Here is a 25,564-nt window from a genome sequence, read left to right as displayed (position 1 = left end):
TGGCTCTCCTCAGCAGTCCAGGGGGTTGCGCTTGTCGGGATCGATGCCGAACTTGGCGATGGCTTCGGCCACCACCTTGGCTTCGATGTCGCCACGATCGGCCAGCGCTTCCAGCGCGGCCAGCACAACCCAGTAGCGGTCCACTTCGAAGAAATGACGCAGCTTCTTGCGGGTATCGCTGCGGCCGAAGCCATCGGTGCCGAGCACCTTGTACTCGCGGCTCGGGACCCACTGGCGGATCTGGTCGGCGAACAGCTTCATGTAGTCTGTGGAGGCCACCACCGGGCCCTTGCGGCCGTTCAGGCACTGCTCGACGTAGCTCTGCTCCGGCTTCTGTTCCGGGTGCAGGCGGTTGCGGCGTTCCACGGCCAGGCCGTTGCGGCGCAGTTCGTTGAAGCTGGTCACGCTCCACACGTCGGCGGCGACGTTGTAGTCCTCGCGGAGGATCTTCGCCGCTTCGCGCACTTCGCGCAGGATGGTGCCGCTGCCGAGCAACTGGACATGGTGCGCGGCGTCGCGCTTGTCTTCCTCGAGCAGGTACATGCCCTTGACGATGCCTGCCTCGGCCCCTTCCGGCATGGCCGGCTGGGTGTAGGCCTCGTTCATCGCGGTGATGTAGTAGAAGACGTTCTGCTGCTCCTCGGTCATCTGGCGGATGCCTTCGCGGATGATCACCGCCATCTCATAGGCATAGGTCGGATCGTAGGTGCGACAGTTCGGGATGGTCGAGGCGAGGATGTGGCTGTGGCCGTCCTCGTGCTGCAGGCCTTCGCCGTTGAGCGTGGTGCGGCCGGCGGTACCGCCGATCAGGAAGCCGCGCGCCTGGCTGTCGCCGGCCGCCCAGGCGAGGTCGCCGATGCGTTGGAAGCCGAACATCGAATAGAACACGTAGAACGGCAGCATCGGCTGGTTGTGGTTGCTGTACGCGGTCGCCGCGGAGATCCAACTGGACATGGCGCCGGCTTCGTTGATGCCTTCCTCGAGGATCTGGCCCTTCTTGTCCTCGCGATAGAACATCACCTGGTCCTTGTCCACCGGCTCGTAGAGCTGGCCGACCGAGGAGTAGATGCCGAGCTGGCGGAACATGCCTTCCATGCCGAAGGTGCGCGCCTCGTCGGGGATGATCGGCACGATGCGCGAGCCCAGCTCCTTGTCCTTGACCAGTTGCGCGAGGATTCGCACGAAGGCCATGGTGGTGGAGATTTCGCGGTCGCCGGTGCCGTCGAGGATCGCCTTGAGGCTGTCCAGCGGCGGGGTCGGGATGCTGATGCTCTTCCTGCGGCGCTGCGGCACGAAGCCGCCCAGGGCCTCGCGGCGGCTGCGCAGGTACTTCATCTCCGGGCTGTTCTCGTCCGGCCGGTAGAACGGCAGGTCTTCCAGCTCCTCGTCCTTCAGCGGGACGTCGAACTTGTCGCGGAACAGCTTGAGGCTCTCGACATCGACCTTCTTCACGTTGTGGGCGATGTTCTTCGCCTCGCCGGCGCCGGTGCCGTAGCCCTTGATGGTCTTGGCGAGGATCACGCTCGGCTGGCCCTGGTGGTTGACCGCCTGGTGATAGGCTGCGTAGACCTTGTAGGGGTCGTGGCCGCCACGGTTGAGCTTCCAGATGTCCTCGTCGGACATGTCCTTGACCAACTCCAGCAGCTCGGGGCGCGCGCCGAAGAAATGCTTGCGTACGAAGGCTCCGTCCTTGGCCTTGTAGTTCTGGTAGTCGCCGTCGACCACCTCGTCCATGCGCTGCTGCAGCAGGCCGGCATGGTCCTTGGCGAACAGCGGGTCCCAGAAGCGGCCCCAGACCACCTTGTTGACGTTCCACTGGGCGCCGCGGAACACCCCTTCGAGTTCCTGGATGATCTTGCCGTTACCGCGGACCGGGCCGTCGAGGCGCTGCAGGTTGCAGTTGATGACGAAGATCAGGTTGTCCAGCTTCTCGCGGCCGGCCAGGGAGATGGCGCCGAGGGATTCCGGCTCGTCGCATTCGCCGTCGCCCATGAAGCACCAGACCTTCTGCTTGCCGGCGGGAATGAAGCCGCGGTGCTCCAGGTACTTCATGAAGCGCGCCTGGTAGATCGCCTGGATCGGGCCCAGCCCCATGGAAACGGTGGGGAACTGCCAGAAGTCCGGCATCAGGTGCGGGTGCGGATAGGAGGACAGGCCGTCGCCGTCGACTTCCTGCCGGAACTGCTGCAGTTGCGCTTCGCTGATGCGGCCTTCGAGGAAGGCGCGGGCGTAGACGCCGGGAGCGGCGTGGCCCTGGAAGTAGATCAGGTCGCCGCCGTGTTCTGCCGTGGGCGCCTGGAAGAAATAGTTGAAGCCGATATCGTAGAGCGTGGCGCTGGAGGCGAAGGTGGAGATGTGTCCACCCAGGTCCGGGTCCTTCTTGTTCGCCCGCATGACCGTGGCCAGCGCATTCCAGCGCACCAGGGAGCGGATGCGGCGTTCCATGAACAGGTCGCCGGGCATGTGCGCTTCGTGGGTCACCGGAATGGTGTTGCGATAGGGGGTGGTGATCGCATAGGGCAGTTGGGTGCCCGTGCGAGTGGCCAGTTCGCCCATCCGGGTCAGCAGATAATGGGCGCGCTCTTCGCCTTCGTGGTCGAGGACTGATTCGAGCGAGTCCAGCCACTCCTGGGTCTCGATGGGGTCAAGGTCTTGCATGTCTTGCATGTCTTGCTCCATAGCGGAAGGCATCCCTGAGTTGGGAGCCCGGATACACAGCCGGCCTTATGGGCGGCTGCGGGATTGTTGTTAGTGGTCGGCGGGTGATCCGACTGTCTTGTAGTTTTACTACAAAACAATGGCGCTTTCAGCCCCCCTCCGAGGATTTTTGTAAAATTACCCCACGGGTCGGGCTCAACCGCTTTGGAAAGTCTGGCCGATATCAGGACACGAGCATGAGCCTACCTACGCTGATCGACCTTCCCCCCGCGCTGGAGACCCTGGGCAATCAGGCCCTGCAACGCTTCGGGGAGGCCGCCGGCACGCTCGGCGACAGTCCGGCGACGCCCTTTGCCGACTGGCCGCCGGCGCGGCGCGCGGCCTTCGCACGGGTCTGCGCGAACAGCGGGTTCGTCCTCGAACGGGCGCTGCGCGATCCGGCCATGCTGCTGCAACTGGCCGGCGACGGCAGCCTCGAGCGTTCCCTGGCGCCGGACGAGTTGTGCGGGCAGCTCGCCGCGCTGCTCGCCGACTGCGCGCAGGAGGAGGAGCTGGGGCGGCGGCTGCGGCGCTTCCGCCATCGCCAGCAAGTGCGCATCGTCTGGCGCGACATCATGCGCCAGGCGGATCTGGCCGAGACCTGCCGCGACCTCTCCGAACTCGCCGACGCCTGCATCGACCTGGCCTGCGACTGGCTGTACGAGCGCCTGCGCGCACGCTTCGGCACACCGCTCGGGCGTCGCTCCGGGCGGCCGCAGCGGCTGGTGGTGCTCGGCATGGGCAAGCTGGGCGCCGGCGAACTGAACCTGTCCTCGGACATCGATCTGATCTTCGCCTATCCCGAAGGCGGCGAGACGGACGGCGAGCGACGCAGCCTGGACAACCAGGAGTTCTTCGTCCGCCTCGGGCAGAAGCTGATCGGGGCGCTGGACGCCATCACCGTGGACGGCCAGGCGTTCCGTGTCGACATGCGCCTGCGCCCCTACGGCTCCAGCGGGCCGCTGGTCCACAGCTTCGGCGCCATGGAACAGTATTACCAGGACCAGGGACGCGACTGGGAACGCTACGCGATGATCAAGGCGCGGGTGGTCGGCGGCGACCGCGAGGCCGGGCGCCAGCTCCTGGAGCTGCTGCGGCCGTTCGTCTACCGGCGCTACCTGGATTTCTCCGCGATCGAGGCGCTGCGCGACATGAAGCAACTGATCCGCCAGGAGGTGCGCCGCAAGGGCATGGCGGACAACGTCAAGCTGGGCGCCGGCGGTATCCGCGAGGTGGAGTTCGTCGCCCAGGTGTTCCAGTTGATTCACGGCGGCCGCGACCGCAGCCTGCAGCGGCGGTCGCTGCTCGAGGTACTGGCGACCCTCGAGGGGCAGGGCTACCTGCCGCCGGCGGCGGTGGCCGAGCTGCGCGAGGGCTATGAATTCCTGCGCTACACCGAGCATGCCCTGCAGGCCATCGCCGATCGTCAGACGCAGATGCTGCCGGATAACGAACTCGACCGGGCGCGGGTCGCCTGCATGCTCGGCTGCGCCGGCTGGGAGGCGTTTCTCGGCCGACTGGCGCACTGGCGCGAGCGTATCGACTCGCATTTCCGCCAGGTGATCGCCGTGCCCGGCGAGGACGAGGCATCCGAGGGGCGGCCGGTCGACGCCCAGTGGCTGCCGTTATGGGAGAACGGCGGGGACGAGGCGGCGGTCTGCCGGCAACTGGTCGAGGCCGGCTTCGCCGATCCGCAGCAGGTCCGCCAGCGCCTCGCGGCACTGCGCGGCGGCAGCCAGGTGCGCGGCATGCAGCGCCTCGGTCGCGAGCGCCTCGATGCCTTCATCCCGCAACTGCTGGCCCGGGTGGTGGAGCAGGACGCTCCCGACCTGGTGCTGGAGCGGGTGCTGCCGCTGGTCGAGGCGGTGGCGCGGCGTTCCGCCTACCTGGTGCTGCTCACGGAGAATCCCGGCGCCCTGCGGCGTCTGCTCAGCCTCTGTGCCGCCAGTCCGTGGATCGCCGAGCAGATCGCCCGCTTTCCCTTGCTGCTCGACCAGTTGCTCAACGAGGATCGCCTGTACAGTCCGCCGCAGGAGGCGGAACTGGTCGCCGAACTGCGCGAACTGCTGCTGCGCATTCCCGAGGACGATCTGGAGCAGCAGATGGAAGCGTTGCGCCATTTCAAGCTGGCCCACCGGCTGCGCGTCGCCGCCTCGGAGATCGCCGGCACCCTGCCGTTGATGAAGGTCAGCGACTATCTGACCTGGCTGGCCGAGGCGATCCTCGACCAGGCGCTGAGGCTCGCCTGGCGGCAGATGGTGGTTCGTCACGGCAATCCCAGGCGCAGCGACGGCAGCCCCTGCGAGCTGGATTTTCTCATCGTCGGCTACGGCAAGGTCGGCGGCATCGAGCTGGGGCACGGTTCGGACCTGGATCTGGTGTTCATCCACGACGGCAATCCGCAGGCCGAAACCGACGGCGCCAAGCCGATCGACGGCGCGCAGTTCTTCACCCGCCTGGGGCAGCGCATCGTCCACCTGCTCACCGCGCAGACCCCCTCCGGGCAGCTCTACGAGGTCGACATGCGCCTGCGCCCGAGCGGCAACGCCGGGCTTCTGGTCAGTTCGCTCGGCGCCTTCCGCCGCTATCAGGAGCACGAAGCCTGGACCTGGGAGCACCAGGCGCTGGTGCGCGCCCGCGCGCTGGTCGGCAGCCCGCGGCTGGCGGCGGCCTTCGCCGAGGTGCGCGCGCAGGTGCTGGGCCGGCCGCGCGACCTGGCGGTCCTGCGCCGCGAGGTCGGCGACATGCGCGCGAAGATGCGCGCCAGCCTGGGCACCTCGAGCACGGCCGCCGGCACGGCGGAGAACGCTTTCGAGGCGACGGTCTCCTTCAACCTAAAGCAGGATGCCGGCGGTATCGTCGATATCGAATTTATGGTGCAATATGCGGCCCTCGCCTGGTCGCACCAGCATCCCGAGCTGTTGCGCTACACCGACAACATCCGGATTCTGGACGGCCTCGCGCAGGCTGGCCTGCTGCCGTGCGACGAGGTTCGCCTGCTGCAGGAGGCCTACAAGACCTATCGCGCAGCCGCTCACCGCCTGGCCCTGCAGAAGCAGCCGGGCGTGGTGGGCGGCGATCGGTTCCGGGACGAACGTCGTGCGGTGATGCGAATCTGGCGGGAGCTGGGATTGAGCTGAGCGGGGCGCCTGCGGGGGCCTGCCGAAGGGGTGGCGCCGGGGCGCCGCCCGATCTGGGTGTATTAGGTATCGAATTCTTGAGGAGCAGGCTAATTATGTCGATGGCCGACCGTGATGGTGTGATCTGGTACGACGGCGAGCTGGTGCAGTGGCGCGAGGCGACCACCCATGTGCTGACCCACAGCCTGCACTATGGGATGGGCGTGTTCGAGGGCGTGCGCGCCTACAACACGCCGCAGGGCACGGCGATCTTCCGCCTGCAGGCGCACACCGACCGCCTGTTCGATTCGGCACACATCATGGGCATGAAGATCCCCTTCACCAGGGAGGAGATCAACGAGGCGACCCGCGCCGCGGTACGCGAGAACAAGTTGGACAGCGCCTACATCCGCCCGCTGGCCTTCTACGGCTCGGAAGGCATGGGCCTGCGCGCCAGCGGCCTGCGGGTCCGCGTCATCGTCGCCGCTTGGCACTGGGGCGCCTACATGGGCGAGGACGCGCTGGAGCAGGGCATCAAGATCCGCACCAGTTCCTTCACCCGCCACCATGTGAACATCACCATGACCCGCGCCAAGTCCAGCGGCGCCTACGTCAACTCCATGCTGGCCCTGCAGGAGGCGATCTCCGGCGGCGCCGACGAGGCCCTGCTGCTCGATCCGGAAGGCTACGTGGCCGAGGGTTCGGGGGAGAACGTCTTCATCGTCAAGGACGGCGTGATCTACACCCCGGAAGTCACCGCCTGCCTGAACGGCATCACTCGCGGCACGGTGCTGACCCTGGCCCGCGAGCTGGGCATCCCGTACGTCGAGAAGCGCATCACCCGCGACGAGGTGTACATCGCCGACGAGGCCTTCTTCACCGGCACCGCCGCCGAGGTCACCCCGATCCGCGAGGTGGACGGCCGGCAGATCGGCATCGGCCGCCGCGGCCCGGTCACCGAGAAGCTGCAGCGTGCCTACTTCGACCTGGTCACCGGCAAGACCGACGCCCATCCCGAGTGGCGTACCCTGGTCAAGTGACGAGGCGCAGGGTGGGGCGGGCCGTGACCCACCATCCGGCCCCAATGGGGCCGGCCGATGCGACATCGACGGCGGCTCGCGCCGCCATCGCGGCCAACCCGTCCTGCAGTCCGGCTTTCCGTTCATGAATATTCTGATCATCGGCCCGAGCTGGGTCGGCGACATGGTGATGGCGCAGACCCTGTTCGTCTGCCTGAAGCAGCGCCATCCCGACTGCGCGATCGACGTGCTGGCGCCCGACTGGAGCCGGCCGATCCTCGAGCGCATGCCCGAGGTGCGCCGCGCGCTGAGCTTCCCGTTCGGCCACGGCGTGCTCGACCTCGCCGGCCGCCGCCGCATCGGCAGGTCGCTGGCCGGGCAGTACGACCAGGCGATCCTGTTGCCCAACTCGCTGAAGTCGGCCCTGGTGCCGTTCTTCGCCGGTATCCCCAGGCGCACCGGCTGGCGCGGCGAGATGCGCTACGTCCTGCTCAACGACATCCGCCGGCTGGACAAGAAGCGCTATCCGCTGATGATCGAGCGCTTCATGGCCCTGGCTTTCGCGCCGGGCACCGAGCTGCCGCGCCCCTATCCGCGCCCGGCCCTGCGCATCGAGCCGCAGAGCCGGGCGGCGGCGCTGCGGAAATTCGGCCTGCGCCTCGGCCGGCCGCTGCTGGCGCTCTGTCCCGGCGCCGAATTCGGCGAGGCCAAGCGCTGGCCGGCCGAGCACTACGCCGCGGTGGCCGAGGCCAAGCTGCGCGCCGGCTGGCAGGTCTGGCTGTTCGGCTCGAAGAACGACCATCCGGTCGGCGAGGCGATCCGCTCGGCCCTGGCGCCCGGGCTGCAGGAGGCGGTGGCCAATCTGGCCGGGGAAACCAGCCTCGCCGAGGCGCTCGACCTCTTGTCCTGCGCCGACGCGGTGGTGTCCAACGATTCCGGGCTGATGCACGTGGCCGCCGCGCTGGGCCGTCCGCTGGTGGCGGTGTACGGCTCCACCTCGCCGCAGTTCACCCCGCCGCTGGCCGAGCAGGTGGAGATCGTCCGCCTGGGCCTGGACTGCAGTCCCTGTTTCGAGCGCACCTGCCGCTTCGGCCACTACGACTGCCTGCGCCAGTTGGCGCCCCGGGCAGTGCTGGACGCCCTCCAGCGTCTCGCCGGCGATCCTCTGCCCGCCCCCCGGCCGCAGGAGCACTGAGTGCGCGTACTGCTGATCAAGACCTCCTCGCTGGGCGATGTCATCCATACCCTGCCGGCCCTGACCGACGCGGCGCGGGCGCTGCCCGGCATCCGTTTCGACTGGGTGGTGGAGGAGGGCTTCGCCGAGATTCCCGCCTGGCATCCGGCCGTGGAGCGGGTGATTCCCGTGGCCATCCGCCGCTGGCGCCGGAGTCCCTGGCAGGCGACCACCCGTGACGAATGGCGGCGCTTTCGCCAGACCCTGGGAGAGGGCCGCTACGACCTGGTGATCGATGCCCAGGGGCTGTTGAAAAGCGCCTGGCTGACCCGCTTCGGCGGCGCGCCGGTGGCCGGGCTGGATCGCCGTTCGGCGCGCGAGCCGCTGGCCAGTCTCCTCTATGGGCGGCGCTATCCCGTGCCTTGGGGACAGCACGCGGTGGAGCGGGTGCGCCAGTTGTTCGCCCAGGCGCTGGGCTATCCGCCGCCGACGGCGGTCGGCGACTACGGACTGGACCGCCACCGCTTGGCCGTGCCGGACGGCGCGCCCTACCTGCTGTTCCTGCACGGCACCACCTGGGACAGCAAGCACTGGCCGGAAAGCTACTGGCGCGAGCTGGCCGAACGCATGGGCAGTGCGGGCTGGGCGGTGCGCCTGCCCTGGGGCAATGCGGTGGAGCGGGACCGCGCCGGGCGCATCGCCGAGGGGCTGGCGTCGGTCGAGGTGCTGCCCCGGATCAACCTCGCCGGCATCGCCGGGATTCTCGCCGGGGCCAGCGCCTGCGTGGCGGTGGACACCGGCCTCGGCCACCTGGCGGCGGCGCTGGATGTGCCGACTGTCTCCCTCTACGGCCCGACCGATCCGCGCCTGACCGGCGCCTACGGTCGTCACCAGCGCCGCCTGACCAGCGACTACCCGGCCTGCGTGCCCTGCCTGCGCAAGACCTGCGGCTACCGGCCGACCGAGGAGGACCGCCGCCGGCTGGATTTGAGCCGCGAGCAGCCGGTGTGCTTCAGTCGCATCGATCCGCGGCGGGTGGCCGGCGCCTTGCAGGCGCTGCTGGACGAGGCGGCCTGCCGATGCTGAGCGGGCCGGCTCCTCGCGTCGCGCCCGCGCGCCCGGCGCCGATCCATGTTTCCATCGACAGGACTCGCTGATGCAGCTGGCCTTCATCCTCTACAAGTACTTTCCCTTCGGCGGGCTGCAGCGCGACTTCATGCGCATCGCCCTGGAATGCCAGAAGCGCGGACACGCCATCCGTGTCTACAGCATGTCCTGGGAGGGCGAGACCCCGCCGGGCTTCGAGGTGCTGATCGCGCCGATCAGGGCGTTGTTCAACCACCGCCGCAACGAGAAGTTCACCGCCTGGGTGCGGGCCGACCTGGCGCGGCGTCCCGTGGACCGGGTGGTCGGCTTCAACAAGATGCCCGGGCTGGACGTCTACTACGCCGCCGACCCCTGCTACGAGGACAAGGCGCAGACCCTGCGCAACCCGCTCTATCGCCTGTGGGGGCGCTACCGGCATTTCGCCGGCTACGAGCGCGCGGTGTTCGCGCCGCAGGCGAAGACACGCATATTGATGATCTCCGAAGTGCAGCAACCATTGTTCGTCAAGCATTACGGCACGCCGGCGGAGCGTTTCCACCTGCTGCCTCCGGGCATCTCCGCCGACCGCCGCGCGCCGCCCGATGCGGACGTGATCCGCGCCGACTTCCGCCGCGAGTTCGGCCTGGCCGGGGACGACCTGCTGCTGGTGCAGATCGGCTCCGGCTTCAAGACCAAGGGGCTGGACCGCAGCCTCAAGGCGCTCGCCGCGCTGCCCGGCGCCCTGAAGAAGCGCACCCGGCTGATCGCCATCGGCCAGGACGATCCGCGCCCCTTCCAGTTGCAGATCAAGGCGCTCGGCCTGTCCGGGCGGGTCGAGATTCTCAAGGGGCGCAGCGACATCCCGCGCTTTCTGCTCGGCGCCGATCTGCTGATCCACCCGGCCTACAACGAGAACACCGGTACCGTGCTGCTCGAGGCGCTGGTCGCCGGACTGCCGGTGCTGGTCACCGATGTCTGCGGCTATGCCCACTACATCGCCGAGGCGGGTTGCGGGCAGGTGCTGCCCAGCCCCTTCGAGCAGGAGCGCCTGAACCGGACGCTCGCCGCGATGCTCGAAGACGATGGGCAGCGAGCGCTCTATCGGCGCAACGGCCTGGCCTACGCCGGAACCGCCGACCTCTATTCCATGCCGCAGCGGGCCGCCGATCTGATCCTGACGGAGCAGGGCGCGTGAAACCTTCGTCCGATCGCGGGGCCAGCGCGCTGGCGGTGGCATGGTGCGCTGCGGATCGCCGGCAAGCTGGCTCCTACAGGGATGTATATCCATGCAGTTGATTCTTTCCGAGCCCTTCGAGTCCCTCTGGGCCGGGCGCGATGCCTTCGTCGAGGTCGAGCGTCTGCAGGGCCGGGTCTACCGCGAACTGGAGGCTCGTCGCACCCTGCGCGTCGAGGTGGCCGGGCGCGGCTACTTCGTCAAGATCCACCGCGGCACCGGCTGGGGCGAGATCCTCAAGAACCTGCTGACCGCCAAGGCACCGGTGCTCGGCGCCGCCCAGGAGTGGACGGCGCTCCGGCGCTTGGCCGAGGCGGGGGTGCCGAGCATGACGCCGGTGGCCTTCGGCGAGCGCGGCGGCAACCCGGCGTGCCGGCACTCCTTCCTTATCACCGAGGAACTGGCGCCGACCGTCAGCCTGGAGGATTTCTGCCTCGACTGGCCGAGCCGGCCGCCGGCACCGCGCCTGAAGCACGCGCTGATCGCCGAGGTGGCGCGGATGACCGCCGACATGCACCGCGCCGGGGTGAACCATCGCGACTGCTATATCTGCCACTTCCTGCTGCACACCGACCGGCCGATCGAGCCCGGCAGCCTGCGTCTGTCGCTGATCGACCTGCACCGCGCGCAGACCCGGGCGCGCACGCCGCGGCGCTGGCGCGACAAGGATCTGGCCGCCCTGTATTTCTCGGCGCTGGACATCGGCCTGACCCGGCGCGACAAGCTGCGTTTTCTGCGCGGCTATTTCCGCCGGCCGCTGCGCCAGGTGCTGCGCGAGGAGGCCAGCCTGATCGCCCGCCTGGAAGTCCGGGCCGGGCGGCTGCTGGCGCGTTTCCGGCGCAAGGCGGCGGAGGGCAATCCGCTATGAGCGCCTGGCAACTGGACCCCGCTCTGGAGCCCGCGGCGGCCGCGGCCTTCGCCAACCTGGACGCGGTCTTCGCCCTGGAGGGCGAGCGGGTTTCGAAAGATCCCTTGTCCGACGTGATCCGCGTCGAAGTCGCCGGCGTGCGCTATTACGTCAAGCGTTACCGTTCGGCGGGCAAGGGGCTGCGCCGCTACCTGGGGCGGCCGCGGGTCAAGGCCGAATGGCAGAACCTCAAGCGTTTCGCCAAGTGGGGCATTCCGGCCGCCTCCCCGGCCGCCTGGGGGCTGGAGCGCGACGGCGGGGGGGCCTTTCTGCGTGGCGCCCTGATCACCCGCGAGCTGCCGGACACCCGGGATCTGGCCCGGCTAGCCAGGGACAAGGACCCGCGCCTGGCCGATCCGCGCTGGGTGGATATCGTCAGCCGCCAACTGGCCAGGGCGACCCGGACCATGCACGACCACCACTTCGTCCACAACGACCTGAAGTGGCGCAACCTGCTGGTCGACGACGAGGGCCGGCTGTTTCTCATCGACTGCCCGATGGGCGGCTTCTGGTGGGGCCACTGGCTGTGCTGGCGGATCGTCAAGGACCTGGCCTGCCTGGACAAGGTGGCCAAGTACGAGCTGTCGCGCACCCAGCGCCTGCGCTTCTATCTGCAGTATCGCCGGTGCCGCCGGCTGGCCGATGGGGACAAGGCGCGCATCCGGCAGATCCTGAAGTATTTCGAGGGGCGCGAATGAGCGAGCGTAGCGCCTTCGCGCCGGACCGGGGACAGGGAAGGCTGTCGGGGCGACAGCATGGAAAGGAGTATCACGCATGAATCTGCGCCAGTTGAGAAAGGCCGGCCGCCAGCCGGAGCTGCCACTGTTCGTCGAATTGGCCGACGCCGCCGGACCGGCCGACTTGCGTCTGGACAGCCTGCTGCGCGTGCTGCCGGGACAACGCTATGTCGGTCGCGGCGAGTGGCGCGGCCAGCGGGTGCTGGCCAAGCTTTTGGTCGGCGACAAGGCGTCGCGGCATTTCCAGCGCGAGCTGAAGGGTGTGCACCTGCTCGCCGCCCAGCGGCAGGCCACGCCGCGCCTGCTCGCCGAGGGGCTGGCCGAGGGCGAGGGCGGCTGGCTGCTGTTCGAGTATCTCGAAGAGGCCCAGGGCCTGAACGAGGCCTGGCAACGGGTGGAGGACGAGCCGCTGCTGTCCGACGGCCAGCGGGCGGTACTCGGCGAGGCTCTGGCCGCCATCGCCGGCCTGCACGCCGCGGGACTCTGGCAGGCCGACATGCACCTGGACAACCTGCTGCGCCACGCGGGCCGGCTGTACGTGGTCGACGGCGCTGCGGTGCAGGCACAGACGCCCGGCAGGCCGCTGTCGCGCGAGCGGGTGCTGGAGAACCTCGGCGCCTTCTTCGCCCAGTTCCCGGCCGAGCTCGAGCCCTTCATCGAGGAACTGCTGGTGCACTACCTGCTGGTCAACGGCGAGCACGCCCTGCCGCTGGAGGCGCTGCTCAAGGAGGTTGCCAGGGTGCGCCGCTGGCGCCTGCGCGACTTCCTCGCCAAGCTCGGCCGCGACTGCACCCTGTTCAGCGTGCAGCGCGGGCCCATGGGGCTGCGCGCGGTGCGCCGCGACAGCGAGGCCCTGCTGCGCCCGCTGCTGGCCGCCCCGGATGCGCTCATCGAGCGGGGACACATCTACAAGACCGGCGGGGCCGCCACCGTGGCACGGATCGAATCGTGCGGCCGGACCCTGGTCGTCAAGCGCTACAACATCAAGGGCTTCGCCCACTGGCTCAAACGCTTCTGGCGGCCCAGCCGTGGCTGGCGCAGTTGGGTCGCGGGCAATCGCCTGGCTTTTCTCGGCATCCCCACGCCGCGCCCGCTGGCGGTGCTCGAACGGCGCTTCTGCGGGCTGCGCGGGCGCGCCTACCTGATTGCCGAATATTGCGGCGGGCAGGATATACTCGCGCGCTTTCGGCCGTACCTGGACGGCGCGCCGCCGGAAGAGGAGCTGCTGGCGCTGGAGCGGCTGTTCGCCGCCCTGCTGCGCGAGCGCATCAGCCACGGCGATCTGAAGGGCAACAACCTGCTCTGGCAGGACGGCCGCTGGCTGCTGATCGACTTGGATGCGCTGGAACAGCATCAGGGCGGCGCCCGCTTCGAGCGCGCCTTCGCCGAGGACCGTGCACGCTTTCTGCGCAACTGGCCGACCGATTCGGCCCTGCACCGGCTGCTCGACCAACGCTTACCTCGGGCAGCGGATGCCCGCACCACCGAAGAGTAAAGAGGCTAGACCCTGTGGCACTGACGATTCTCGGCCTTTCCGGCGCCCTCAGTCACGATCCTTCCGCCGCCCTGTACATCGACGGCAGGCTGGTCGCGGCCGCCGAAGAAGAGCGCTTCGTGCGCGACAAGCACGCGAAGAACCGCATGCCCTACGAGTCGGCCCGGTTCTGCCTGGAACAGGCCGGGGTCAAGCCCGCCGATGTGGACGTGGTGGCCATTCCCTTCGCGCCGATCAGCCTGTTCGACAAGGCCCGCTGGCACTACGCCAGGCGCTACTGGTACGCCCCGGACCGGGCGCTGGACGCCATCCTGATGGGCAACCGCCGCTACAGGCGCTACCGCACGCGCATCCAGTGGTGCTTGCAGCAGCTCGGCTTCGACCTGAAGAAAGTGCGGATCGAGGCGGTCGAGCACCACCTGGCGCACGCTTCCAGCGCCTACCATTGTTCGGGCTTCGAGGAAAAGACCGCGATCCTCGGCATCGACGGCAAGGGCGAGTACGCCACCACCTTCTTCGGCTGGGGCGAGAACGGCCGAATCCACAAGATCAAGGAGTTCTACGACCCGGATTCGCTCGGTGGGCTGTACGGCGCGATCACCGAGTACCTCGGCTTCGAGATGCTCGACGGCGAGTTCAAGGTGATGGGCATGGCGCCCTACGGCGATGCGGCCCGCTACGATTTCTCGCGGCTGGCCAAGTTCGAGAACGGCGAACTGAGCATCAACACCGATTACGCCAACGTCATCGGCTTTCGCCGCTACAAGGACAAGGGCAAGGGCTACTATTTCTCGCCGAAGCTGATCGAGTGGCTCGGCCCCAGGCGCGAGGGCGACGTCGCCGACGAGCCCTACGTCCACTACGCCGCGAGCATGCAGGCGCTGTTCGAGAACCTGGCGCTGCAGATGATGGATCACTACCTCGGCGACATCATCCGCGAGACCGGACGGATCGCCTTCTCCGGCGGCTGCGCGCTGAACGTCAAGCTGAACCAGAAGATCATCGCCCGCCCGGAGGTGAAGGAGCTGTTCGTCCAGCCGGCCTCCGGCGATGCCGGCACCGCGGTCGGCGCCGCCGCCTACGTCTCGGTCCAGCGCGGCGTGCCGGTGGAGAAGATGGAGCACGTCTACCTCGGCCCGTCCTACTCCAATGAGGAGGTGATCGCCGCCTGCGCGCGGCACCCGCAGAAGCCGCTCTGGAAGAAGATCGACAACGTCGAGCAGCGCATCGCGAAGATCATGGTCGACGGCCATCCGGTGGCCTGGTTCCAGGGCCGCATGGAGTTCGGCCCGCGCGCCCTCGGCGGGCGTTCGATCATCGGCTGTCCGAGTGTGCCGGGCGTCGCCGACCGGATCAACGAGCAGATCAAGTTCCGCGAGCGCTGGCGGCCGTTCTGCCCGTCGATGCTCGACAGCGTCGCGCCGCAGATGCTCAAGGTCGACCACCCGTCGCCGTTCATGACCTTCACCTTCGAAGTCCACGAGGAATGGAAGAGCCGCGTGCCGGAAGTGGTCCACGAGGACGGTACCTCCCGCGCCCAGGTGCTGGAGCGCCGCCACAACCCGCGCTGGTACGACCTGATGAAGGAGCTGGAGAAGCTCACCGGCAACGGCGTGTCGCTCAACACCTCGCTGAACCGCCGTGGCGAACCCATGATCTGCTCGCCGACCGACGCCCTGAACATGTTCTATGGATCGGACCTGCGCTACCTGATCATGGAGGACATCCTGGTGGTCAAGGAGGGGATGGACTGGTATGACGCCGTCTGAGGAAGGGAGCGGTCGCCCATGAGCGAAAGGGATGCGGGGCGGGGCGCACGGCCCGTGGCGGGCGGGCCGGAGGGCGCCGGGCAGCGTGGCCATTCGCCCGCGCAGCCATGGGTGCTGCAGTTCTGCCATGGCTACGACGGCCCCTTCCTCGACTGCGCCCGGCAGTACGCGCGACTGTTCGCCGGCACGCCGTACAGGGTCGCCACCGTCTACCTGACCGGCGAGCCATCCAGCGAGGCGGAGCTGGGCAGCGCCTCGGACGAGGTGATCTTCCTCGGCCATTCGAGCCGGGAGGTGCGCGGCCTCAAGCTCGCCGCCATCCGCGAGCTGAGGCGCATCCTGCGCGGGCGCGATTTCCGCCTGTGCATCGCCCACCGCTTCAAGCCGGCCTACGTCGCCCTGCTGGCCGGCAGCCTGCCGGTGATCGCCGTGCACCATGCCTTCGACGACTACCGGCGGCTGTCGCGCCGGCTGTTCGCCGCCTGCTTCCGTCGGCGCCTGAGCCTGCTCGGCGTCTCGGACTCGGTGCGCGACGATATGCGCGCCTGCCTGCCGGCCTGGCCGGCCGAGCGCATCGAAACCCTCTACAACCGCATCGACGTGCAGGCCTTGCAGGCCACGCAACCGGATCGCCGGACGGCTCGCCAGGCGCTGGGGCTGCCGGAGGGCGCCTGGATCGTCGGCAACGTCGGCCGGCTGCATCCGGACAAGGACCAAGCCACCCTGCTGCGCGGCTTCGCCGAGGCGCTGCCGCGACTGCCCGCGGGCAGCCTGCTGGCGATCCTCGGCAGCGGCCGGCTCGAAGCCGAACTGAAGGCCCTGGCCGGCACGCTGGGCATCGACCGCCAGGTGCGCTTTCTCGGCCAGATTCCCGAGGCGCGGCGCTACTTCAGGGCCTTCGACGTCTTCGCCCTGAGTTCCGACCACGAGCCCTTCGGCATGGTGCTGCTGGAGGCGATGGCCGCCGGCGTGCCGCTGATCGCCACCGACTGCGGCGGCGGGCGGGAAGTGGTCGAGGGTGTCGGCAGGCTCTTTCCGCTGGGCGATGCCGCGGCGCTGGCGGCCGCGCTGGCGCAGCTCGCCGGCCTCGACGAATCCGCTCGCGACGCCTGTGTGCAGGCGATGGCGCGACGTCTCGAGGAGCGTTTCTCCGACCGGGCGGTGGCCCGGCGCTTCTGGGCGCTGCCGATGATCGCTCCCTTCCTGGCGAACTGACCTCATGGCCGATTCCATCCGCATCGAGTCGCCGGCCGAGGGCGCCTGGGCGCGCAAGGCCCGCGCGCTGGATCGCTACCGCTGGCGGCTGCTGCGCGAGCGGCACGCCTGGCCGGGCGCCGCGCTGCGCTTCTGCCGCGAGGCGCTGCTCGATCTGGCGTTCGGCATCCGGGCGCGCCTGGGGCTGGCCAGGGCTCGCGGTGAAAGCGAGTCCTGCGACTTCCTGCTGCTGCAGGGCGCGCCCAAGGTGATCCCGCTGCAGCGCAAGAAGCACCTGATCGAGGCTTTGCGCGGCGCCGGCCACCGCCTGCTGGAAACCGCCCAGGAAGAGCCGCGGGCGGTCATCGCCGGATGCATGCTGGCACGTCCGCCGCAGGCGGTGCCGCTGCGCTATTTCGGCTATGCCGCCTACGCCGAATGGCTGGTCGGGCGCTACGGGCCTCGCCTGCTGATCAACGACCGCAACGGCAGCCTGTACAGCCCCTTCCTGCGCCTGTCGCTCAACCGGCGCGGCCGTCCGCTGGTGCACCTGGCCCATGCCACCACCCTGGAAAGTTCCCGGCGCCTGGGCATGACCGACTACGACTATTACTTCCTGTTCGGCCAGAGTTCGCTGGATGCGCTGCGCGCTCGGCCCCTGCGTTTCGGCGACACCCGGGCGGTGCTCTCCGGCTCGCACATGATCGACCGCGCCTACGACCTGCCGCCGGCCGATGCGGCGTTGCGCACCCTGCTGGTCCTGGGCGTCGGTCCCGACAAGGAGAAGGAGGCCGGCTACCGGCGCACCTATGCGCTGCTCAGGGACTGGGCCGCGGGCAATCCGCAGTACCGGGTGCTGGTCAAGGCCCATCCGCGCAGCAAGGTGCCGTTCTGGCGGGAAGCGGCCGCGCAGCATGGACACATCGAGGTGCTGCCGGCCGATTGCAGCCTGGCCGAGGCTCTCGGGCGGGCCAGCGTGGTGGTCAACATCATGTCCAACGCGGTGGTCGAGGCGGCGCTGGCGCGGCGGCCTATCATCTATGTCAACGCCGGCGACGACCATGACATCTTCGCTCAGGAGCGCTTCTTCGGCGGGCGGATCGATTCCGTCGCGGAATTGACGGCGCGCGTTTCGTGGGCTGAGAATCATTATCATCTTTGCCTCGAAAAGGCGCGTGAATTCGCCGAATATCACCTGGCCCATGGGGTGCGCGGCATGGAGCAGACCATCGAACTACTTGGCCGCCTCCTGCGCGGGGAGGCCGTTCCGGGGCAGCCGCTCGGCGGCTCCGTTTCATGACCGGACTTTATCGAGGATCACACAGTGAGCTGGCCGTTTGACTTCGCCTGCGTCATCAATCTGGACAGCAGGCCGGACCGTTGGGCTCGCATGGAGGACTCCTTCCGCGACATGGGGGTGCGGGCCGAGCGTTTTTCCGCGGTTTCCCTGCACGAGCTGGGCGACGACCAGCCGTCTCCGGCCCTGTGCGAGTTCCTGCTGCGCGTCGATGGCGAGCATCCCGGCTTCGAGCGCAAGCTGCTGGGTACCTGGGCCTGCATGCGCAGTCATCTGGGGGTGATCGCCCATGCCAGGGACAACGGCTGGCCGGCGGTACTGATCATGGAGGACGACTGCGAGTTCGAGCCCTATACGCTGGCCGTGCTCGAGCGCGTGGCGTCCCAGTTGCAGGGCCTGGACTGGGACCTGCTGTACCTGGGCGGTACTTTCAAGAAGGGCGGAGAGAAGCGCAAGGTCGCGCCGAACCTGCTGTCGGTGACGCGCATGCGCCTGACCCACGCCTACATGGTCAGGGCGGCGCTTTACGAGCGGATTCTCGCCGAGGCGCCCCTGTCGGGGCTGCCGCTCGACTGGTACTACTCCGAGGTGCTGCTGCCGCAGGTCCGGGGACTGATGGTGAAGCCCACCCTGGCGCGCCAGCGGCTCATGGACCCGAGCGACATCGAGCAGGTGATGCGCAAGCCCAGGTTCAAGTCCCGCCAGTTTCTGGAGCGCCTGTTCGCCAGGCTTCGCTATGGTGCGTTTTGAAAACCGGGTCGCTCTTCCCGGCATCGTCGTGCCGGATGCTCGCCGCCTGTTCCAGAGCCCGTTCCGTCGGCGGCTCGGGAAAAGATGCTCCCTTCGATCCGGCGGGTCGATGCGGAGCTTCGGGCCGATTGCTCGCGGCCATTAATCAAAGTCTTTCCGGCGCTCCGTCCGGACTGCTTGCGTGAATTCAGAGGTAACGGAAAGTCATGTCCGACACCGCCACAAGAAACTCGGATGTCCTGCATATCGCTTTCGGGGTGGACGAAAACTATTTGCGCCCCATGGGAATCACCATCGTCTCGATCATCGAGAACAATCCCGGGCTGGAGCTGGTCTTCCATGTGTTCATTTCCAGCATCTCATCGGCCAGTCGTGTGCGCCTGGACCGCTTGGAGCGGATGTTCGCGAGGCCGGTCAACCTGCATCTGGTCGATGAAATGCTGGACGTCAAGGACCCGGCTTCGGGCAAGGGGCAGGCCCATATCTCGAAGGCGGCCTACATCCGGCTGCTGATTCCCGAGGCACTCAGGGACTTCACGGACCGGGTGCTCTATCTCGACGCGGACATCCTGTGCGTCGGCGATATTTCCGGGCTGCTGCACCTGGATATCGATGGGCGGACCGCCGCCGTGATCCGCGACGCCGGCGCGGAGTCCAAGCGGGCCGGATTGGTCAAGAAAGGGCAGACGCTGGACAACTATTTCAATTCCGGGGTCTTGTATATCGACATCCCGCGCTGGATCGAGCGGGCCGTGACGAGCCGGGCCCTGGAAAAGATCGCCGATCCGGTCCTGGACCTCCGCTATTCCGATCAGGATGCCCTCAACCTGGTGCTCGATGGCGACGTGCGCTTCATCGACAAGGGCTGGAATCATCAGTACGGTCTGACTGGCAAGCTGAAAAAGGGCAGGGTCGGCATGGATGTTCCGTCGGATACCAAGTTCGTCCATTTCATCGGGCCGATGAAGCCCTGGCGCAGTTGGAACCCTCATCAGTCGAAAGAACTGTTCCTCAGGTACCAGGCCCTGTCGCCCTGGGCCGGGGAGGCGCTGGACGACAATTTCTCCCCTCGGGAGATCTACGTCTATTCGCGCTTCATGTACCGATCGATGTTCCAGCAGGGACGCTGGCTGAGCGGGCTGATCTGGTACGGTAAATTCCTGCACAGGAAGCACAAGGAGGGCTGACCGGTGCAGTGGCATCCGTTTCCCGCGCCTGGCTTTTCCCGGCGCTGGATGCCGGGGAAATCCGAGCCTACCTTTTATCGAGCGTCGGCATCCTGGAATCCTGAGTTCGACCGCTTCGGGAACCGATGCCGCCCAGGCTCGGGTCGATCTCGTTGCTCGTGAATGGCGATCGATCGTGACGAAAAAAGTATTGGTGACCGGCGGTGCCGGCTATATCGGCTCGCATGCGGTCCTGGCCTTGCTGGAGGCCGGTTTCGATGTCGTGGTGCTGGACAATCTGCGCAACGGCTCGGCCGAGTCCCTGGCCCGGGTTGCCGCTATCTGCGGCAGGGCGCCCGGGTTCATCGAGGGCGACGTTCGCGATGCCCGGTTGCTGGATCGGCTGTTCGCCGCTCACGAAATAATCGCCGTATTGCATTTCGCCGGGCTCAAGGCCGTCGGGGAAAGCGTGCGCGAACCGCTGGACTATTACGAAAACAATGTGGCCGGCAGCCTGAGCCTGTGCCGGGCCATGGAGCGCGCCGGCGTCTTTCGCCTGGTATTCAGCTCTTCCGCGACCGTTTACGGCGAGCCGGCCGAACTGCCGCTTTCCGAGGACAGTCCGATCGGTTTGCCGAGCAGCCCGTATGGCCGTTCGAAGCTGATGGTCGAGGAGGTGCTGCGCGACCTGGTGGTTTCCGATCCGCGCTGGAGCGTCGCCGTGCTGCGTTACTTCAACCCGGCGGGGGCGCATCGGAGCGGTCTGATCGGGGAGGACCCCCGCGGCGTTCCCAACAATCTGCTGCCCTATATCGGCCAGGTAGCCATCGGCAGGCTCGGCGAGCTGGCCGTGTTCGGGGGGGATTATCCCACCCCGGACGGGACGGGCGTGCGCGATTACATCCATGTGCTCGATCTGGTGGACGGCCATCTGGAGGCGCTGCGCGCGATCGGACGGCAGACCGGTCTGCGGGTCTGGAACCTCGGTACCGGCAAGGGATACAGCGTACTGGAAGTGATCCGGGCCTTCGAGCGGGCCAGCGGTCGCCCCATTCCCTACCGCATCGCGGCGCGTCGGCCGGGAGATATTCCAGCCTGCTGGGCCGACCCCGCCAGGGCGGAGCGGGAACTGGGCTGGCGGGCGAAGCGGAGCCTGGCCGACATGATGGCCGATACCTGGCGCTGGCTGTCGGCGAACCCGCAGGGATACGATCCGGCACCGTATTCGCTCCGACCGCCATCGGGCTCGCTGGAAAACGATTTCGAATGACTATGAATGGAGTCGCCGTGATTCACGTTCGATGGTCGGGCTTCCTGTCCCGGCTTTCCCGGTACTGGCCGTATATCCTCGGCGCCGGTGTGCTGGTGCAACTGACCGGCCTGCTGTTCAACAACGATGGCAGCCGTTACGCCACCCAGCTCTATCTGCTGCTGTTCGCCCCCGCGCTCCTTCTGCTGCTGTCGCGGCGTCTGTCCGTGGAAACCTGGCGCCAGTTGCCGGCGTGCCTGCTACTGGGGCTGTGCGCCTGGGTGCTGCTCTGCGGCTGGCTGCATCCGGGCGTCGCCAAGGGCGTCGGCTACTGGTTCAAGATCACCGGCCTGCTGCTGCTCTACGTGTTCGCCGTGGCCAGCCTGGTCCGGCAGCCGCGGGTCTTCGTGGGCGTGCTGACCGCCGCCATGGCCATGGCGGTCCTGTTCGCCTGGCTGACGCTCTATTACCAGTTCGGCGTGCTCGACAAACCGTTGGACTATCAGGCCATGCGTTTCGCCGGCCGCCTGAGCGAACTGGGCTGGAACGGTTTCGCCAATCTGAAGCACCCCATAGTCGCCGGCCTGTACTACGGCGTCTTCGCCACGCTGGCGATCGGGCTGCTGGCCGGTTTCCCGCTGCGCACCTGGCAGGCGGCCCTGCTGGCTGCGGGCATATGCGGGCTGTTCGCCTATATCCTGCTCACCTTCTCCCGCGGCGCCTGGTTCTCCACGGCGACCGGCTGTCTGGCCATGCTCCTGCTGTTTCCCTCGCGCCGGTCGAGGCTCCTGCTGGGCGCCGGGGCTCTGCTGCTGCTGGTCGCCCTGTTCGTCTTCTGGCCGGAAATCCGGCACGAACGCCAGGTGGGATTGAGCAGCCGTGGCCTGATCTGGGATGAATGGGCCAGGCGCTTTCCCGTCTTCTGGCTGACCGGGGCCGGAGCCGGAGCGAATTTCGCCTTCACCTTCCCGCCGCCTTTCGACTGGAGCGTCAAGCATGCGCACAGCCTCTATCTGCAGCTCTGGTACGAATACGGCATCGTCGGCATCCTGCTGTTCGTCGCCCTGCTCGCGAGCCTGCTGTGGAAGGGCTGGACGTGCAGGACGGAGCCGCTGGCCCGCGTCGGGCTGGCGCTGCTGGCGTTCGCCATGGTGGCGATGATTTCGGACGTCTACGCCATCTTCCATCGCCCCAGTCCCTACTGGGTGGTGTTCTGGCTACCGGTCGGCATCCTGCTCGGCGTGCGGAAACCGTCGTCCGCGAGGGAAACGGCTTGAAGCCGTTCGCAATGGCCGGCTACTTCGCCTTGCCCGATGTCGCGAGGGCGTCGGGGCCGTGCTGGCCGTGGGCCGGATGGCCGTAGAGTTCGTACAGCGCGTCGAAGGGAAAGTCCGTCAGCTTGCGCCGTTCCAGATAGCGGCGCAGATGGGCGAAGTTGCGCTTGACCTGCCAGGCGCCGAGCGCGCCCTGCCGGCAGCGCAGGTCGAGGATGTCGATCAGGCCGAATTGGCCGTCGGGCATGCGGATGATGTTGCCCAGGTGCAGCGAGCGGAAGTAGACCCCGTGCTCGTGCAGGCAGCGGATGAAATCCGCCAGGGCCGGCAGCAGCTCGGCGATCTTCTGCGGTTCCTGGCGGTACAACTGCTCCACGGAGATTCCCGGAAGCGGCTGGTAGAGGCAGCCGCTCAGTCCCGTCTCGCGGTCCAGCCAGAAGAGGTCGACGACCCGCGGCGCGCGGATGCCGCGCTGCGCGAGTCGTTCGGCATTGCCAAAGAAGCGCCGGGCGGCGGGCCGCAGGCGGGCGAGCAGAGGATGGCGACGGGTGTGGAAGATCTTCAGGAAGCGGCCGTCGTCCAGGGCGACGACCTTGGGGCCGCGCCCATCCTTTTCCAGGACCCGGCCGTTTCCCAGCCATTTTTCCAACTGCTGCGCTGATACAATCCGCATCCTGTTCCTCAATCGATGTTCGAGGCTCGCCATATGGCCAACCCTGTTCAGCAATCCAGCCTGAAAGTCTATTTGCGATTGCTGAGGTACGTCCTGCCCTATGCGAAGGCTTTCATCCTGAGCATCGTGGGCTTCCTGCTGTTCGCATCGAGCCAGCCGATGCTGGCGGAAATGCTCAAGTACTTCCTGGACGGGCTGGAGGGGGCGGGTGGGGCCAGGCTGCTGGGCGTGCCGTTGCTGCATGGCGTGCCGCTGCTGATTGTACTCATTGCCCTTTACCAGGGCATAGGCTCCTTTCTCGGCAACTACTACCTGGCGAAGGTCGCCCGCGGCGTGGTGCACGACCTGCGCTGCGCGCTGTTCGACAACCTGCTGACGCTGCCCAACCGCTATTTCGACACCCACAATTCGGGCCACCTGATCTCCCGCATCACCTACAACGTGACCATGGTGACGGGAGCTGCGACCGACGCGGTCAAGGTGGTGATCCGCGAGGGCCTCACCGTCCTCTTCCTGTTCGGCTACCTGCTGCTCAGCAACTGGCGGCTGACCCTGTTGCTGGTGGTGCTGCTGCCGATCATCGCGCTGATGGTGACCGCGGCCAGCAGGCGCTTTCGCAAGCAGAGCCGGAAGATCCAGGATGCCATGGGCGATGTCACCCATGTCGCTTCGGAAACCATCCAGGGCTACCGGGTGGTGCGCAGCTTCGGCGGCGAAACCTACGAGCAGGAGCGCTTCCACAAGGCCAGCGCGCTCAACATGAACCGCAGCCTGAGCATGACCCGCACCCAGGCGGTCTACACGCCGCTGCTGCAACTGGTCATCTACAGCGGCATGGCCGTGCTCATGTACATGGTGCTCTATCTGCGCGGCAACGCCTCGGCGGGCGACCTGATCGCCTACATCACCGCGGCCGGCATGCTGCCCAAGCCGATCCGCCAGTTGTCCGAGGTCAGCGCCACCATCCAGAAGGGGCTGGCGGCGGCCGACAGCATCTTCTCCCAACTGGACGAGGAGGCCGAGGTGGACCGCGGGCGCATCGAGCGCGAGCGGGTCGCCGGCCGTCTCGAGGTGCGCGACCTGAGCTTCGCCTACCCCGGCAGCGAGCGGCCGGTGCTGAACGGCATCGACTTCAGCGTCGAGCCCGGACAGATGGTCGCCCTGGTCGGCCGCTCCGGCAGCGGCAAGTCGACCCTGGCCAACCTGATCCCGCGCTTCTACCAGCATCGCCAGGGGCAGATCCTGCTCGATGGCATAGCGGTCGAGGACTACCGCCTGCGCAACCTGCGCCGGCACATCGCCCTGGTGACCCAGCAGGTGACCCTGTTCAACGACAGCGTGGCCAACAACATCGCCTATGGCGACTTGGCCGGGGCGCCGCGCGAGGCCATCGAGCGGGCCGCCGAGGCCGCCTATGCCCGGGAGTTCGTCGACAAGCTGCCGCAGGGCTTCGATACCGAGGTGGGCGAGAACGGCGTGACCCTCTCCGGCGGCCAGCGCCAGCGCCTGGCGATCGCACGGGCACTGCTCAAGGACGCGCCGCTGCTGATCCTCGACGAAGCCACCTCGGCGCTCGACACCGAGTCCGAGCGGCATATCCAGGCCGCCCTGGACCGCGTCATGGAAGGGCGCACCACGCTGGTCATCGCCCACCGGCTGTCGACCATCGAGAGGGCCGACCTGATCCTGGTGATGGACGAGGGGCATATCGTCGAGCGCGGCACCCATGCCGAACTGCTGGCGCTCGGCGGACACTACGCGCGCCTGCACGCCAAACAATTCAAGGAAACCGATGAAATGCTTTCTATGACAGGGGATGCCTGATGCTGCAGTTGTTGCGTGGCTGGCGCGAGCGCGGCTGGAATGTCATCGACCGGACGGCCTATGCGGAGACCTGGCAGCGTCACGGCGGCAGTGTGGCGACCCACCCCCACTTCGTCGAGCAACTGTCGGCGCTGGCGGAAATGCCCGTTCGTTACCTGGGCTGGGAGCGGGGCGGCGAGCTGTTGGCCGCCGTGCCCTGCTGGAGGCGCCACCTGGCGCTGTCCAAGGATGTGCTGAAGCAGGCCGGCAAGCGCCGGCTGTTCGACCTGGGCAACGCCGAGGTGATACTGCCGATCGCCGAGGCCGCCTGCGTGCCCGTGCGTCAGCAGATGCACTACGTCTCCGAACTGAACCACGGACGTATCGAGAATCTGCGCGAGCAGCCCGAGCAACTGGCCATGGCCCGCCCGCCGGAAAACTACAAGGGGCGCTATCGCTACAACCTGCGCCGCGACCTGCGTCTGCTGCAGGAGGCCGGCGGTCACCTGAAACCCATCGGCGAACTGACGCCGGCCGAGCGTGCCGCCATCTATTCCGAACTGTTCGAGCGCCGCTGGAATTTCGAGGTACCGGGCAAGCCCAGGCTCGCCGAGGTGTTCGAGCTGCTCGACGACTTCATGGCCGGCCAGGTGGTGTTTCTCGGCGAACGGCCCATCGCGATTCAGATCCTCTACCGGGTGGAGTCGCCCAAGTGGGTCTCCTACGAATACATCAACGGCGGTTTCGACCCGGATTGCGACAAGCTGGCTCCCGGCAGCGTGCTCACCTTCGTCAATACCCAGGACGCCTGGGCCGAGGCGCGGGCCAAGGACAAGCAACTGCGCTATTCCTTCGGCCGCGCCGATCGCGAATACAAGGATCTCTGGTGCCACCGGGTGCCGGTCTATCAGGTCTGACGCC

At 67.6% G+C, this 25,564-nt stretch carries 19 protein-coding genes; 17 read left to right on the top strand and 2 right to left on the bottom strand.

All coding sequences use genetic code 11. From position 1 onward, the window contains the following. Positions 1-9: 9 nt before the first annotated feature. The gene (gene aceE / locus AVCA_RS20445; protein WP_041807632.1) at positions 10-2,658 is read right to left on the bottom strand and encodes a pyruvate dehydrogenase (acetyl-transferring), homodimeric type; all 2,649 of its coding nucleotides are present in this window, start codon (positions 2,656-2,658) and stop codon (positions 10-12) included. Positions 2,659-2,894: 236 nt separating this feature from the next. Here aceE and glnE point away from each other — a divergent pair, with 236 nt between their 5' ends. The 15 genes from glnE (at position 2,895) to AVCA_RS20370 (ending at position 22,170) form a co-directional block, all read left to right on the top strand. After that, the gene (gene glnE / locus AVCA_RS20440) at positions 2,895-5,837 is read left to right on the top strand and encodes a bifunctional [glutamate--ammonia ligase]-adenylyl-L-tyrosine phosphorylase/[glutamate--ammonia-ligase] adenylyltransferase (protein WP_012702973.1); all 2,943 of its coding nucleotides are present in this window, start codon (positions 2,895-2,897) and stop codon (positions 5,835-5,837) included. 95 nt (positions 5,838-5,932) lie between these two features. Continuing rightward, positions 5,933-6,856 (top strand): branched-chain amino acid transaminase, encoded by a 924-nt coding sequence (locus tag AVCA_RS20435; RefSeq protein WP_012702972.1) that lies wholly within the window; start codon positions 5,933-5,935, stop codon positions 6,854-6,856. A 124-nt stretch (positions 6,857-6,980) separates the two neighbouring features. Further along, positions 6,981-8,030, top strand: a complete 1,050-nt coding sequence (gene waaF, locus AVCA_RS20430; protein ID WP_012702970.1) for a lipopolysaccharide heptosyltransferase II — start codon at positions 6,981-6,983, stop codon at positions 8,028-8,030. Next, entirely contained in the window at positions 8,031-9,095 is a 1,065-nt protein-coding gene (waaC, locus tag AVCA_RS20425) for a lipopolysaccharide heptosyltransferase I (protein ID WP_012702969.1), read from the top strand. 70 nt (positions 9,096-9,165) lie between these two features. Then, the gene (locus AVCA_RS20420) at positions 9,166-10,290 is read left to right on the top strand and encodes a glycosyltransferase family 4 protein (RefSeq protein ID WP_012702968.1); all 1,125 of its coding nucleotides are present in this window, start codon (positions 9,166-9,168) and stop codon (positions 10,288-10,290) included. Positions 10,291-10,381: 91 nt separating this feature from the next. Next, positions 10,382-11,197 (top strand): lipopolysaccharide core heptose(I) kinase RfaP, encoded by an 816-nt coding sequence (gene rfaP / locus AVCA_RS20415; protein ID WP_012702967.1) that lies wholly within the window; start codon positions 10,382-10,384, stop codon positions 11,195-11,197. Continuing rightward, complete coding sequence (locus tag AVCA_RS20410; protein WP_012702966.1) at positions 11,194-11,934, top strand: lipopolysaccharide kinase InaA family protein; 741 nt, start codon at positions 11,194-11,196, stop codon at positions 11,932-11,934. The genes rfaP and AVCA_RS20410 overlap by 4 nt, the downstream gene beginning before the upstream one ends. 76 nt (positions 11,935-12,010) lie before the next feature. Then, the gene (locus AVCA_RS20405; protein WP_012702965.1) at positions 12,011-13,468 is read left to right on the top strand and encodes a lipopolysaccharide kinase InaA family protein; all 1,458 of its coding nucleotides are present in this window, start codon (positions 12,011-12,013) and stop codon (positions 13,466-13,468) included. A gap of 14 nt (positions 13,469-13,482) precedes the next feature. Then, positions 13,483-15,237: a carbamoyltransferase family protein gene (locus tag AVCA_RS20400; RefSeq protein ID WP_012702964.1), complete on the top strand. Its 1,755-nt coding sequence runs from the start codon at positions 13,483-13,485 to the stop codon at positions 15,235-15,237. Between the two features lie 54 nt (positions 15,238-15,291). After that, positions 15,292-16,452: a glycosyltransferase gene (locus AVCA_RS20395; RefSeq protein ID WP_012702963.1), complete on the top strand. Its 1,161-nt coding sequence runs from the start codon at positions 15,292-15,294 to the stop codon at positions 16,450-16,452. Between the two features lie 4 nt (positions 16,453-16,456). Next, on the top strand, positions 16,457-17,731 hold the full coding sequence (locus AVCA_RS26215) for a polysialyltransferase family glycosyltransferase (RefSeq protein ID WP_012702962.1): 1,275 nt from the start codon (positions 16,457-16,459) through the stop codon (positions 17,729-17,731). A gap of 24 nt (positions 17,732-17,755) precedes the next feature. Beyond that, on the top strand, positions 17,756-18,478 hold the full coding sequence (locus AVCA_RS26210; RefSeq protein ID WP_139239928.1) for a glycosyltransferase family 25 protein: 723 nt from the start codon (positions 17,756-17,758) through the stop codon (positions 18,476-18,478). Positions 18,479-18,684: 206 nt separating this feature from the next. Further along, on the top strand, positions 18,685-19,665 hold the full coding sequence (locus AVCA_RS20380) for a glycosyltransferase family 8 protein (RefSeq protein ID WP_012702960.1): 981 nt from the start codon (positions 18,685-18,687) through the stop codon (positions 19,663-19,665). Between the two features lie 175 nt (positions 19,666-19,840). Beyond that, the gene (gene galE / locus AVCA_RS20375) at positions 19,841-20,914 is read left to right on the top strand and encodes a UDP-glucose 4-epimerase GalE (RefSeq protein ID WP_302227403.1); all 1,074 of its coding nucleotides are present in this window, start codon (positions 19,841-19,843) and stop codon (positions 20,912-20,914) included. Between the two features lie 17 nt (positions 20,915-20,931). Continuing rightward, on the top strand, positions 20,932-22,170 hold the full coding sequence (locus AVCA_RS20370) for an O-antigen ligase family protein (protein ID WP_236616288.1): 1,239 nt from the start codon (positions 20,932-20,934) through the stop codon (positions 22,168-22,170). A 19-nt stretch (positions 22,171-22,189) separates the two neighbouring features. Here AVCA_RS20370 and AVCA_RS20365 read toward each other — a convergent pair whose 3' ends face one another. Continuing rightward, positions 22,190-22,840 carry a phosphotransferase gene (locus AVCA_RS20365; RefSeq protein ID WP_012702956.1) on the bottom strand — a complete coding sequence of 217 codons (651 nt, stop codon included), beginning with the start codon at positions 22,838-22,840 and terminating at the stop codon, positions 22,190-22,192. A gap of 33 nt (positions 22,841-22,873) precedes the next feature. Here AVCA_RS20365 and msbA point away from each other — a divergent pair, with 33 nt between their 5' ends. Then, positions 22,874-24,664: a lipid A export permease/ATP-binding protein MsbA gene (msbA, locus tag AVCA_RS20360; RefSeq protein WP_012702955.1), complete on the top strand. Its 1,791-nt coding sequence runs from the start codon at positions 22,874-22,876 to the stop codon at positions 24,662-24,664. Then, entirely contained in the window at positions 24,664-25,560 is an 897-nt protein-coding gene (locus tag AVCA_RS20355; protein ID WP_012702954.1) for a GNAT family N-acetyltransferase, read from the top strand. The genes msbA and AVCA_RS20355 overlap by 1 nt, the downstream gene beginning before the upstream one ends. The last annotated feature ends 4 nt before the right edge of the window (positions 25,561-25,564 follow it).

Origin of the sequence: Azotobacter vinelandii CA (assembly GCF_000380335.1) — a bacterium.
Lineage (GTDB): Bacteria > Pseudomonadota > Gammaproteobacteria > Pseudomonadales > Pseudomonadaceae > Azotobacter > Azotobacter vinelandii.
This window is presented reverse-complemented; position numbering and strand designations above follow the sequence as displayed.

Coding starts and splice junctions, on each gene's coding strand:
- aceE (WP_041807632.1), bottom strand. CDS start 2,658: ATGCAAGACCTTGACCCCATCGAGACCCAGGAGTGGCTGGACTCGCTC.
- glnE (WP_012702973.1), top strand. CDS start 2,895: ATGAGCCTACCTACGCTGATCGACCTTCCCCCCGCGCTGGAGACCCTG.
- AVCA_RS20435 (WP_012702972.1), top strand. CDS start 5,933: ATGTCGATGGCCGACCGTGATGGTGTGATCTGGTACGACGGCGAGCTG.
- waaF (WP_012702970.1), top strand. CDS start 6,981: ATGAATATTCTGATCATCGGCCCGAGCTGGGTCGGCGACATGGTGATG.
- AVCA_RS20420 (WP_012702968.1), top strand. CDS start 9,166: ATGCAGCTGGCCTTCATCCTCTACAAGTACTTTCCCTTCGGCGGGCTG.
- rfaP (WP_012702967.1), top strand. CDS start 10,382: ATGCAGTTGATTCTTTCCGAGCCCTTCGAGTCCCTCTGGGCCGGGCGC.
- AVCA_RS20410 (WP_012702966.1), top strand. CDS start 11,194: ATGAGCGCCTGGCAACTGGACCCCGCTCTGGAGCCCGCGGCGGCCGCG.
- AVCA_RS20405 (WP_012702965.1), top strand. CDS start 12,011: ATGAATCTGCGCCAGTTGAGAAAGGCCGGCCGCCAGCCGGAGCTGCCA.
- AVCA_RS26215 (WP_012702962.1), top strand. CDS start 16,457: ATGGCCGATTCCATCCGCATCGAGTCGCCGGCCGAGGGCGCCTGGGCG.
- AVCA_RS20380 (WP_012702960.1), top strand. CDS start 18,685: ATGTCCGACACCGCCACAAGAAACTCGGATGTCCTGCATATCGCTTTC.
- AVCA_RS20365 (WP_012702956.1), bottom strand. CDS start 22,840: ATGCGGATTGTATCAGCGCAGCAGTTGGAAAAATGGCTGGGAAACGGC.
- msbA (WP_012702955.1), top strand. CDS start 22,874: ATGGCCAACCCTGTTCAGCAATCCAGCCTGAAAGTCTATTTGCGATTG.
- AVCA_RS20355 (WP_012702954.1), top strand. CDS start 24,664: ATGCTGCAGTTGTTGCGTGGCTGGCGCGAGCGCGGCTGGAATGTCATC.